General features: G+C 51.4%; 12 protein-coding genes. 7 read left to right on the top strand and 5 right to left on the bottom strand.

The window, feature by feature from the left end:
* Positions 1-394 precede the first annotated feature (394 nt).
* Both ACR9EC_RS00350 and ACR9EC_RS00345 read left to right on the top strand, forming a co-directional pair.
* Positions 395-1,579, top strand: a complete 1,185-nt coding sequence (locus ACR9EC_RS00350) for a sensor histidine kinase (protein WP_435299541.1) — start codon at positions 395-397, stop codon at positions 1,577-1,579.
* 1 nt (position 1,580) lies between these two features.
* The gene (locus ACR9EC_RS00345) at positions 1,581-2,255 is read left to right on the top strand and encodes a response regulator (RefSeq protein ID WP_435299540.1); all 675 of its coding nucleotides are present in this window, start codon (positions 1,581-1,583) and stop codon (positions 2,253-2,255) included.
* Between the two features lie 65 nt (positions 2,256-2,320).
* Here ACR9EC_RS00345 and ACR9EC_RS00340 read toward each other — a convergent pair whose 3' ends face one another.
* The 5 genes from ACR9EC_RS00340 to ACR9EC_RS00320 all read right to left on the bottom strand — a co-directional run bounded on the left by ACR9EC_RS00340 (position 2,321) and on the right by ACR9EC_RS00320 (position 7,009).
* Positions 2,321-2,461, bottom strand: a complete 141-nt coding sequence (locus tag ACR9EC_RS00340; RefSeq protein ID WP_435299539.1) for a hypothetical protein — start codon at positions 2,459-2,461, stop codon at positions 2,321-2,323.
* Between the two features lie 17 nt (positions 2,462-2,478).
* Positions 2,479-3,384 carry an ABC transporter permease gene (locus ACR9EC_RS00335; protein WP_435299538.1) on the bottom strand — a complete coding sequence of 302 codons (906 nt, stop codon included), beginning with the start codon at positions 3,382-3,384 and terminating at the stop codon, positions 2,479-2,481.
* Positions 3,381-4,349: an ABC transporter ATP-binding protein gene (locus tag ACR9EC_RS00330; protein ID WP_435299537.1), complete on the bottom strand. Its 969-nt coding sequence runs from the start codon at positions 4,347-4,349 to the stop codon at positions 3,381-3,383. Before ACR9EC_RS00330 ends, ACR9EC_RS00335 begins: the two co-directional genes overlap by 4 nt.
* A gap of 300 nt (positions 4,350-4,649) precedes the next feature.
* Positions 4,650-5,735, bottom strand: coding sequence for a redox-regulated ATPase YchF (gene ychF / locus ACR9EC_RS00325; RefSeq protein WP_435299536.1), 1,086 nt, complete (start codon positions 5,733-5,735; stop codon positions 4,650-4,652).
* 170 nt (positions 5,736-5,905) lie between these two features.
* Positions 5,906-7,009 carry a 4-hydroxy-3-methylbut-2-enyl diphosphate reductase gene (locus ACR9EC_RS00320; RefSeq protein WP_435300579.1) on the bottom strand — a complete coding sequence of 368 codons (1,104 nt, stop codon included), beginning with the start codon at positions 7,007-7,009 and terminating at the stop codon, positions 5,906-5,908.
* A gap of 203 nt (positions 7,010-7,212) precedes the next feature.
* Between ACR9EC_RS00320 and xseA the strand changes: the two genes are divergently transcribed.
* The 5 genes from xseA to ACR9EC_RS00295 all read left to right on the top strand — a co-directional run bounded on the left by xseA (position 7,213) and on the right by ACR9EC_RS00295 (position 11,990).
* Positions 7,213-8,544 carry an exodeoxyribonuclease VII large subunit gene (xseA, locus tag ACR9EC_RS00315; protein ID WP_435299535.1) on the top strand — a complete coding sequence of 444 codons (1,332 nt, stop codon included), beginning with the start codon at positions 7,213-7,215 and terminating at the stop codon, positions 8,542-8,544.
* 65 nt (positions 8,545-8,609) lie between these two features.
* Positions 8,610-8,870 (top strand): exodeoxyribonuclease VII small subunit, encoded by a 261-nt coding sequence (locus tag ACR9EC_RS00310; RefSeq protein ID WP_435299534.1) that lies wholly within the window; start codon positions 8,610-8,612, stop codon positions 8,868-8,870.
* A gap of 6 nt (positions 8,871-8,876) precedes the next feature.
* Positions 8,877-9,803, top strand: coding sequence for a carbohydrate kinase family protein (locus ACR9EC_RS00305; RefSeq protein WP_435299533.1), 927 nt, complete (start codon positions 8,877-8,879; stop codon positions 9,801-9,803).
* A gap of 31 nt (positions 9,804-9,834) precedes the next feature.
* Positions 9,835-10,470, top strand: coding sequence for a carbonic anhydrase (locus ACR9EC_RS00300; RefSeq protein ID WP_435299532.1), 636 nt, complete (start codon positions 9,835-9,837; stop codon positions 10,468-10,470).
* Between the two features lie 98 nt (positions 10,471-10,568).
* Entirely contained in the window at positions 10,569-11,990 is a 1,422-nt protein-coding gene (locus ACR9EC_RS00295; protein ID WP_435299531.1) for a class II fumarate hydratase, read from the top strand.
* The last annotated feature ends 37 nt before the right edge of the window (positions 11,991-12,027 follow it).

Raw genomic sequence — 12,027 nt, 5'->3', positions numbered from 1 at the left:
GGAGCTCCCGCTATCACACAACAGTTGCGCTACAGCAACATGTACATCGCTCTGCTAAACACGGAGCCACAAAATACCTAATATTTTTCAGAGCGTACTATCAGGATGTGACATGGACAAAATTCGTTTTTCATTCTGAGAGGACTCTTTAGAACAATGTTGGCAACACATGCATCGCAGCACTGGCAAACCTTTTGAAAAATCAGCGTACGCAAAAAGCCACTTGGTGGCTTTTCACGGTCTGTCCAAGAAGTGACCTATCTTTGATAAAGATAGGTTCTTTAGCAATACTCTACGAGTGTCGAGAAGCCTACTATCAACCTCATGGATCACGAACATCGGGCCGTTGCCTGGCGGTAAAATAACGCGAATCATATTGTGCATAATGTTGATCTTGGCAATCACGGTAGACCTTCAACGCGAAGACGTAGATTTAAAAACTGTTGTTGGTTTCATTGATTTTTCAGCACCCTACCTACCCGTCGTAGGGTTGCTCATTAGCCCACTCATAGGTGCCGCTGCTTGGCTTGTCGCCGTGATACTTCTATTACTTATAGGAGTTAAAGGCATTCTGCTGTTTGCGATCATCGTCCCAACCATCTTCGTATTACTTGCAGTGACAACGACTTTCCCAGCACGCCAAGCCACCGGTTTTTTGGGAATTGTTCTTGCGTTTCACCTGTTCACTGCGCTGTCGCTTCCAGCTGGAGTCGGGCCCTTATTAGGCATATTGTTGCCTTTGTATCTTGTAGTGGGCCTCAGCGGTCTAACCATTAATCGACAACTGAATAAGATACGAGAACGTGACATCGAAATTGAAGACCTGCGAGAACGACAAATACGAGTACGCAACGAAGAGCGACAAAAGCTAGCTTTCGAACTCCACGATATCGTTGCACACGACATCACTATCATTGCGATGCAAGCTCGAAGAGCCCAATACGTTACAGATCCAGAAAAAACCCAGCATATTCTTGACGGGATTGGAAACGCTGCCCAACAAACGCTTCAAGACTTGCGCAGTCTACTGGTTCTGCTGAAAACTGCTCAAGAGAACGCGCCAGACGTAACCGCAGATGAAAGCGCAGACTTGCTTGAAACACCAGAAGTATCTGGTGAAACGACGACTGCTGTCGGGTTCGTTAAGGATCTAAACAACGTAATAGACGCATTACAACGCGCAGGATTTACTGTTGAACAACGCATTCAAGGTGAAGTAGCACAAATACCTGCGAGTTTAAGGCAAGCGCTTCGCAGAACCATACGTGAAATGGGCACAAACATCCTCAAGCATGGTTCCACTCAAGGATCCGCAGTCCTTTCACTAACCATTATCAATACACACGTGACGTTAAGTGCCTCAAACCATATTTCGCGTGCTGCTCCTATGATGTCTACTCAAACGGGACTGGAAGCGCTAAGAGCCCGTGCGGAAGTCTTTGAAGGAACCGTAAGTGCAGGTCACATAGAAAACGAAAAAGACCAGATCTGGGAAACGACTGTCACAATCCCCCTTCATGGAAACAACGTGACACAGCCTCAACACAACTTTGTAACCTCAGGAAAAGAAACAGAATAAGATGACCACAATCCGTGTGCTTCTGGTGGATGACGAACCACTAACACGAGAAATCTTACGAGACTATTTATCGTCTGATCCTTCACTTGAAGTCGTAGGAGAGGCATCAGACGGACGAGTAGCTGTTGTACAAGCAGGAGCGTTAAAACCACAGGTCATTCTTATGGACATGCAAATGCCTGGAGTAGACGGAGTCAGCGCAACGAAACAGATTCATCGCGCGCATCCTGACATTGCGATTCTTGGATTAAGCACGTTCTCAACTGACCGATATGTTGTTGATCTGCTACGTGCGGGAGCATCTGGCTACGTTGTTAAAGACATTCTCCCAACAGATCTGACCAAAGCTATCCACACAGTTGTTGCTGGTGAATCAGTACTTTCTCCCGATGTAGTACGCCATGTAGTCCACGGGCTTGAAACATCGAAACCTGCGGAAGTCATACCCGATTCCAGCATCTTAGAAGCTCTCACCGAAAAAGAACTTGAAGTAATTCGATTACTCAGTCAAGGCATGAGCAATCGAGAAATGGCTGAACATTTATACGTTACTGAATCAACTGTTAAAGCACGGTTCGTTAAGGTCATGGAAAAGTTGGGGGTACGTGATCGCGTACAAATTCTCGTATGTGCCGTTGAAAACGGCTTAGTCGATTTGACGTCACGTACCGCCTAACTGTTATCAGAGCATTCCTCTACGCTCAACCCCTCAGAGTGTAGAGAACCCGAATATGTGCGCTCTCATCGCAAAAAAGTGACAATCCCGTAAGCAACGCCCAGACCAAGAAGTAACCAGGCTGCGTTGATCGCTAGTCTTTTGATGCCTTGTGGCTTGTTCTCCGATTTTTGGGTTGGGTTTGTGTGGATTGAATAGTTAGACATGATGGTCTCTTCTGGAATTAGTTACTGGTTGAAGCGACGAATGATTGTTGGAGGGATACTTTTGATCCAGTCCGTAAAGCGTTGTTTTTGTATACGCGGGTTGCAACAGCGAATAATGCTGGGATTGCAACTGCTGCAATTGCGGCTGCCACGACGAGTTCCCACGTTTCTACTAGTCCAAGTCCGTAGCGAATCGGCATAAGGTAGGACGAGCTCAACGGGAAGAAGCTGAGGACCTCCAAAATCGTGGAATCTGGGTTCTTTGGAAGTACATAAAGTGACACGACGAGCATCACCATTTGCATGAAACTCATAGGCATTACTGCTGAGCTGAGGTCCTCCTGTTTTGACACAGTGGATGCCAAGGTGGTGTTTAAGATCGCGAATATGATGTATCCGAGCAGAAACCACACAAAGAACCAAAGCAATGAGGAACCGATATCTGCTTCGATGACGGACCAACCATCAACTAAAGAGAATCCAAGTACTCCAGCTCCACCGATCAGGATGAGTTGGCTGAGCGTTACTAAACCAATACCGATAAGTTTCCCTGCTAATAGCGGAACCACGCCTATTTTTGTGATCAGAATTTCAACGACACGTGATGCTTTTTCTTCAACAACCCCACTGGTGAGTGACGCAGCCGAGTACACCAGCGATATCAGTAGAGCGGTAACCATTGCGGTAGCAAAGTAAAGTTTTCCGCCCAAGTTTATAGACAAGCCATCCCCGACAGCGTCTACTAAAAACCAGCCGCCAGCTGCTGCACCAGTCCCCAAGAGCAACGCCAAAGCTGCTGTTGCTAGCAGAATCGTTTTGTTAGTGGTCCTGGTGAGTATCTCTCGTCTAATAACAATGAGAGTTTCTTGAATGGGTGTTGGAACTGTGATGCTAAAAGACGGTGAGGCATTGAGCATTGTCATGATTTATCTCCTGTCAGGACTAGTGCCGATGGTGTAGACGTGCCGATTCCTGCAGAAATGAACCGTTGCGAGAGAAGCTCTCCGAGTGACTTTCGGTAGGTTTCTATGCTCCGCAAATAACCTTGTCTGCTTGCAGCTGCAAGCACCTCAAGCGGTAGGTCTTGGTCATTCCCATCAACTGTCAGGAGAAGGTTCTGGCGTGACTCGTCGATAAATTCAATAGTTGTGTGTGCGATTAATGCGACTTCGGCTGCAAACTGCGTTGCAGGTGTAGAGAAGTTGAAAGTCCACCGACTTCGGCCATCATTTTGGAGTTCAGACACCGCACCGTTAGCCATAACTTTGCCTTTGTCGAGAATGCACACACGGTCACAAATGCGTTCTACAAGTTCCAGCTGGTGTGACGAAAACAAAATTCCAACACCCATATCAGCTTGCTCTTGCAGGAGGGCAGCCATTGATTCCACTGCCAGCGGGTCGAGACCCGAAAACGGTTCATCAAGCACAAGCAAAGCAGGCTCTCCAACTAACGAGACAGCTAATTGAACTCGCTGCTGGTTACCTAAAGAAAGGTCTTGAATGAGGGTTTTTTCTCGTCCCTGTAGACCAAGTGATGCAATGAGCTGGTTTGCTTTTGCAACTGCACTAGGTTTGGTGTGACCTTCTAGAAGCGCAAAATGAATTATTTGGTCACGCACAGGCATTTGAGGGTAGAGACCGCGTTCTTCGGGCATGTATCCGATTGACCTGCGGTCTGCCGCTGTGATTGGTTGCCCGTCCCACGTGATGTCGCCCGCGCTTGGTTCAAGTAGACCAAGGATGATACGCATCGTTGTGGTTTTTCCAGCACCGTTACCACCGATGAACCCTACAATTTCGCCGCGTTGCACGGTAAGGCTGGTGCTGTGTAGTACTTGGTGGTCACCGAAGCTTCGGCTAATTGCATTAAGGTTTAGCCCGTTCATGGTGCCCTCCTTTGCTGTCTGGTTTTTCTTAATAACTAGACAATATGAGGGTTTCAGGCGGGCGTATCTATACTTTTGATCAGTCTTTGCTTGCCTAAAAGTACAAGTTTCCTGAAAACAATATGTTTTCGATCGGTTTTCACGTTTGCATTAGGAAATATGTTTTCGTTCTTACCTTTGACGACGATGCCAAGCGCTGTTGCAATGGGAATGCCCGCGCAGAACCGCACATTTTCAATACAAATACGAAGAGGGCCTGCAATCCAACAAGATTGCAGGCCCTCTAAAATAATGTGAAAACTACACGTTAAAGCGGAACTCCACCACGTCGCCGTCTTGCATGACGTAGTCTTTTCCTTCCATGCGGGCTTTGCCGGCGGCGCGTGCGGCGGCAACTGACCCGGTTTCGACGAGGTCGTCGAAGGAAATTACTTCAGCTTTGATGAATCCGCGTTCGAAGTCTGTGTGGATGACTCCGGCTGCTTGTGGTGCTGTCCAACCTTTGCGGATGGTCCATGCGCGGGATTCTTTTGGTCCTGCTGTGAGGTAGGTTTGCAGGCCGAGTGTGTCAAAGCCGACTCGTGCGAGTTGGTCGAGTCCGGCTTCTTCTTGCCCGTTGTCTGCGAGCATTTCTGCTGCTTCGTCTGGTTCTAGTTCAACGAGTTCGGATTCGAATTTGGCGTCCATGAAGATCGCGTCTGCTGGTGAAACTAGTGCGCGGATTTCGTCTTGGAATTCTTTGTTTGCGAGGCCTTCATCGTCGGTGTTGAACACGTAAATGAATGGTTTTGCGGTCATGAGTTGCAGTGAGGCAACGTCTGCGAGGTCGAGTTTTGCTGCTGGTGCGCCTGCGAAGAGGGTTTGTCCGTCTTCGAGGATTTTTTGTGCGACCTTGGCTGCTTCGAATAGAACTGGGTCACCTTTTTTGATTTTGACTTCTTTTTCGAGGCGCACGATTGCTTTCTCGAGTGTTTGCAGGTCAGCCAAAATGAGTTCGGTGTTGATGGTTTCGATGTCGTCGCGTGGTGAGACTTTGCCGTCTACGTGGACGACGTCTGGGTCTGCGAATGCGCGGGTGACTTGACAGATGGCGTCTGCTTCACGAATGTTGGCGAGGAATTTGTTTCCGAGCCCTTCGCCTTCTGACGCGCCGCGGACGATTCCGGCGATGTCTACAAAGGAAACTGTCGCTGGCAGGATTTTTTCGGATCCGAAGATTTCAGCGAGTTTGTTTAGTCGCGGATCTGGTAGGGGCACTACGCCGACGTTTGGTTCGATCGTCGCAAACGGATAGTTTGCTGCGAGTACCTGCGCGCGTGTGAGTGCATTGAACAACGTCGACTTTCCGACGTTTGGGAGACCAACGATTCCAATTGTAAGAGCCACGTTGACCAAGTCTACCGGTAAGTGGCGGTTTCTTGACATGCGTGTTGACGAGAGATTGGCCGCACTTTTCGCAGTGGGATACGCCGTACTGCATACACGGCCGCACACAAACGGTGGGGTGGAACCTAACTTTAAGGTTCCACCCCACCGTTTGTGCATCACGTATTGGGTTACAGGGTGTTGCAGTCTCCTGCTGCTGGCAGCACTGAGTCTGCTGGCACTGGTGTGATGTCGAGTGACACTCGGGCGCCGCGGCGTGGCCGTTGTTGTGCTACTCCTGCTTTTTTCATGTCTGCGCGTAGTTCGCGTGGCAGCGAGAACATGAGGTCTTCTGTTGCTGTGCGTACTTCTTCGACTTCGTTGTAGCCACGTTCGTCGAGGTATTTCAATACGTCTTGTACGAGGATGTCTGGGACGGATGCGCCGGAGGTTACGCCAACGGTTTTAGCGCCGTCTAGCCATTCTTCTTGGATTTCTTTTGCGTAGTCGATGAGGTAGGACTCGCGTGCGCCTGCGTCTTTTGCGACTTCTTTGAGCCGAACTGAGTTAGATGAGTTGCGTGATCCGACAACGATAACGACGTCGCAGTGCGGCGCTAGTTTTTTCACTGCTACTTGGCGGTTTTGGGTTGCGTAGCAGATGTCGTCGCTGGGTGGGTTTTGCAGTGTGGGGAATTTGGTGCGTAGTCGGTTGACGGTTTCCATGGTTTCGTCAACGGACAGGGTGGTTTGTGAAATCCACACTACTTTTTCTGGGTCGCGCACGGTGACGTTGTCGACGTCGTCTGGCGAGTTCACGATTTGAATGTGGTCGGGCGCTTCACCTGCGGTGCCTTCGACTTCTTCGTGTCCGGTGTGACCGATGAGCAGGATGTCGTAGTCGTCTGCTGCGAATCGGACTGCTTCTTTGTGGACTTTGGTGACGAGTGGGCAGGTGGCGTCTATGGTGTCGAGGTTGCGTTCTTGTGCTGCTGCGACGACGGCTGGTGATACGCCGTGTGCGGAGAAGACGACTCGGGCTCCTTCTGGTACTTCGTCGGTTTCGTTGACGAAGATTGCGCCGCGTTCAGAGAGTGTTTCGACGACGTATTTGTTGTGCACGATTTCTTTGCGCACGTACACGGGTGCGCCGTGTAGTTCGAGGGCTTTTTCCACTGCTATGACGGCGCGGTCTACGCCTGCGCAGTAGCCGCGTGGCGCTGCGAGCAAGACTTTTTTGCCGTTGTTGGAGGGGGTGGTCGTTGCAGTCAATCGTGCTCCAGTTGCAAGTGGCATGTGTAATACGGAGTGCTCAGTAGGCTGTTGGGCGGGGCGCATGTGTTGTGAGCTCACTAGTCCAGTCTAGGCGACGAGTTGTTATGTCTGGAGGTGAGGTTGCGGTGAGTTTGTGCACGCTTGACGTGTCGTTGTGGCTGATTGACTGGTGGTGTGGCTTGTTTGATGTGCTTTGTGTCAGTGGGATGGTGCACTCTTAGAGGGTGCCTATTGATGATTCTTCAGTTCCGGCTAGTCCGGTGCGTGGTGGTAGTCCGAGTAGTGCGGCTGGTGATGGTGAGCCGATAGTTGGTGGTGTCGCGCCTGTTGTGGGGCGCGCTTTGGTGGAGAAGGCTGCTGATACGACGAAGGACAATCCGTGGCCGGTACGGGTGTTGAGCGAGAAAATCGCTCAATATATTGACCGTATGGTTCCTTTGTGGATTGAGGGGCAGGTTGTTCAGTTGAACCGCCGTCCTGGTGCGGGTATGGCTTTTTTGACGATTCGGGATACGGATCAGGACATGTCGTTGCCTGTTTCTATTTATGCTCGCAGTTTGGAGTCGGCTGGCCCGTTGTCTGAGGGCGCTCATGTTGTGGCTCGTGTTAAACCTACGTTTTGGACGAAGCGCGGGTCTTTCCAGTTGCAGGCTTCTGAGTTGGCTCATGTGGGGCTTGGCGAGTTGTTGGCTCGCATTGAGCAGTTGAAGCAGGAGCTTGCGCGTGAGGGCTTGTTTGATGGTGATCGTAAGCAGTCTTTGCCGTTTTTACCGAAAACTATTGGTTTGATTTGTGGTCGCGAGTCGGAGGCTATGCATGATGTTGTGGTGAACGCTCAGGCGCGTTGGCCTGGGGTGTCTTTTGAGATTCGTGAGGTTGCGGTTCAAGGTGTTCATGCGGTTTCTCAGGTGTCGGCTGCGCTGGTGGAGCTTGATGCGCGCGCTGATGTTGAGGTCATTGTGATTGCGCGTGGTGGTGGCGCGGTTGAGGATTTGTTGCCGTTTTCTAATGAGTCGCTTGTGCGTGCGGTTGCTGCGGCACGCACTCCTGTTGTGTCTGCTATTGGGCATGAACGCGATACGCCGTTGTTGGATTTGGTTGCTGATTATCGTGCGTCGACTCCTACTGATGCTGCTAAGCGGATTGTGCCTGATGTGGCTGAGGAGTTATTGAAGGTTGATCATGCATTGGCCCGTATTCGTTCTGTTGTGGGCGGTTTTGTGGATCGTGAGCGTGAGGGTTTGCGGCTTATGCGTTCGCGTCCCGTGTTAGCGCAGCCTGAGGTGTTGATTGACGCTCATCGTGTTGATATTGAGCGTGGCCGCGAGCGCTTGCGTGGTCTTGTTGAGGGGCTTGTGGCTCGGCGTAGTGGTGAGTTGGGTGCGTTGCATGCGAAGGTTGCTGCGTTGTCTCCGTTGTCGACGTTGGAGCGTGGTTATGCGATTGTGCAGGATGCTGCGGGTCGTGTTGTGACGGATGAGGGGTCTGTTGCGGCTGGTGATCGTGTTTCTGTTCGTGTGTTGTCGGGGAGTTTTGCGGCTGAACGCACTTCATAAAACTTTATTAAGTTATTTACAAAAGACCCTAGTATTGCTTGAACTCATATTGGAGAATGTTAAATATGGCAGCGAAAAGCCACACACAAAGCACCCTCAGCGACGAGGAAAAAACAGAGATTGCGGAGTTAGGGTACGAAGCCGCACGCGATCAACTTATTGCTGTGGTGCAGCAGCTTGAGGCGGGGTCTCAGTCTCTTGAGTCTTCGCTGGCGCTCTGGGAGAGAGGTGAGCTTCTTGCTCAACGATGCCAGGAGTGGCTTGATGGTGCACGCCAACGCCTTGACGAGGTCAGGGCTGCAACAACCACGTCGGACACTATGTAGGTAACTATGATTCAGTCAGCAGGACATTGCCTCATCATTGGTGAAGCGCTCATTGATGCGGTGCACTCCCCCGATGGGACGACACGTGAGCATCCTGGCGGGAGTCCCGCTAATGTGGCGCTTACGCTGGGGCGTTTGGGGTGTCCTGCGACGTTGCTTACGTGGCTGGGAGACGATGAGCAGGGCAGCCGGATTGCGGCGTGGCTGTCTGATTCGCATGTGATGTTAAGCGCGCATAGTAGTCACGCGAAAAGTACGTCTGTAGCGCATGCTCGTGTGCGACCGGATGGGTCTGCGGATTACGATTTTGATATTACGTGGGATCTGCCTGATTCGTTTGAGGTTCCGGCGGATACGGTCGTCGTGCATACGGGTTCTATTGCTGCTGTGCTGCAACCTGGCGGGCGTAAAGTGAAAGACATTATTGCTGGGGCTCAGCCGACTGCAACGATCACGTATGACCCGAATATTCGCCCTAGTCTCATGGGGAATCCTGAGGATACTCGGCTTCTTGTCGAAGACTATGTGGGTTTGTCGGATGTGGTAAAAGTCAGTGATGAGGATCTGCGGTGGCTGTACCCGGATGCTGATATTGCTGAGGTCGCACAGCGCTGGTTGGCTCTTGGTCCGGCGTTTGTTGTTGTCACGTTGGGTGGCAGCGGCGCTCAAGCGTTTACCCGCACCGATACTGTGAGTGTTACTGCGCCGCGTGTTCAGGTGGTTGACACTGTTGGGGCTGGTGACTCGTTTATGGGTGCTCTTATCGCTTCACTACGAGAACACAACCTATTGTCTGCAGCGAAACGACAACAACTTCATGCTATTTCTACCGCTACTCTTGAAACCGTACTCACGCGATGTATAAACGTGGCTGCGGTGACTGTCTCACGAGCAGGCGCTAACCCACCCCGTCTTACCGAAATCGTTGAGTGACATCTCATTTCCTTTAAGAGTTAGGAATGTCATGCCTACACAGCTTTCTCCCGCACAAGCTTGGCAACAGCTTAAAGACGGTAACACTCGTTTCATTAAAGACGAGATGGAGCACCCGTCGCAGGGCTTTGACCGACGCGAAGAATTACAGGTTGCACAGCACCCCTTTGCTACGTTCTTCGGATGTTCTGACTCGCGTGTTGCCGCAGAGATCATCTTTGATCAGGGTCTCGGTGACTTGTTTGTGGTCCGTACCGCTGGACACACGCTGGATACAACCATCATTGGTTCTATCGAATACGCGGTGGACGTGTTGCGCACCCCGCTAATTGTTGTTCTTGGTCACGATAGTTGTGGTGCAGTGCATGCGGCTGCTCAGGCTCTCGTTACGGGTAATCAACCTACCGGTTTCATTCGTGCTCTCACCGACCGTGTCATTCCTTCCATCGTGGCAATGACTGCACCTAATGGTTCTTTGGAATCCATTGACGAAAACGAGCTGCGTCGCGAGCACGTCAAGTACACCGTCGACATGTTGCACTCCTATTCGGCGGCAGTGTCACGGGCCGTTGAGGAAGGGCGTTGCGCCATTATTGGTCTGGAATACGACCTTGCTGATGGGCAGGCGCACCTGATCGCAAGCATCGGAAACATCGACTCCGAATAAAGCGAACTGTGCGGGGCATCCACTGTGGATGTCCCGCACTATTTTTTACCAGCGTGAAGTATTTTGGGCTTGTCAGCACCATAAGGCAGGATTAGGTCATGAGCTTTTCCAACGACAGTGAAGTCACCGAGAAATTCCGTATCGAACATGACACTATGGGCGAAGTCCGCGTGCCCATTAATGCTCTCTACCGCGCACAAACGCAACGTGCTGTAGAGAACTTCCCTATTTCAGGGACAGGACTAGAGCGTTCACACATTGAAGCTCTTGCTCGTATTAAAAAAGCGGCGGCACGCGCCAACGCTGAACTGGGTGTCCTCGACTCAAGCATCGCCGACGCGATCGTCTCAGCTGCAGACAAAGTTGCGGCTGGCGGATTAGACGAGCATTTCCCTGTGGACGTGTATCAGACTGGGTCTGGCACCTCATCAAACATGAACATGAATGAGGTTCTTGCGACGCTTGCTACCCAAGAACTGGGTTCTCCGGTACACCCGAACGACCACGTAAACGCGTCGCAGTCATCAAACGACGTGTTCCCCACTTCTGTGCATGTGGCTGCCACTGCTGGGGTTATCCGCGATCTCATTCCTGCACTTGAACACCTTGCGGGTGCTCTGCAACTTAAGGCAGACGAGTTCGCTGGTGTGGTAAAAGCCGGCCGCACGCACCTCATGGATGCCACCCCCGTAACGTTGGGTCAAGAATTTGGCGGGTACGCATCCGCAATCCGTTACGGTATTGAACGTGTGCAGGCTGCTCTGCCACGCGCCGGTGAAGTTCCACTAGGTGGCACTGCGGTTGGTACTGGCATCAACACCCCGAACGGGTTCCCGCAACGAGTTATCTCGCTGCTCGTTGAAGACACTAACCTTCCGCTCACAGAGGCACGCGACCACTTTGAGGCGCAGTCTTCACGTGATGGTCTTGTTGAGTTGTCCGGTGCGCTCCGCACAATCGCCGTGAGCCTCACCAAAATCTGTAACGACCTGCGTTGGATGGGCTCTGGGCCAAACACTGGACTTGGGGAAATCGCTATCCCTGACTTGCAGCCAGGTTCATCGATCATGCCTGGGAAGGTAAACCCAGTTATCCCTGAGGCTGTACTCATGGTGTGCGCTCGAGTCGTCGGCAATGACGCCACTGTTGCGTGGGCTGGAGCGAGTGGTTCCTTTGAACTCAACGTGCAGATTCCGGTCATCGCTCAGGGCGTTTTGGAATCTATTCGCCTACTTACGTCATCATCACGGGTACTTGCAGACAAGACAGTCACAGGCATTACCGCAAACGTGGAGCGTGCCCGCGCTTTAGCTGAGTCGTCCCCTTCAATCGTGACGCCACTCAACCGCGCTATCGGTTATGAAGCGGCAGCTAAGGTGGCAAAGCATTCCGTGAAGCAAGGAATCACGGTGCGTGAAGCTGTACTCGATCTTGGTTTTGTTGAACGTGGCGAACTAACTATCGAACAGTTGGACACTGCACTTGATGTGCTGTCGATGACTCGTCCTAGCGGTTCATAAGCAAACATTCATACATGTGTGGGTGACAGCTCGCTGC

The organism is Timonella sp. A28, from assembly GCF_051200815.1.
GTDB lineage: Bacteria > Actinomycetota > Actinomycetes > Actinomycetales > Cellulomonadaceae > Timonella.
This window is presented reverse-complemented; position numbering and strand designations above follow the sequence as displayed.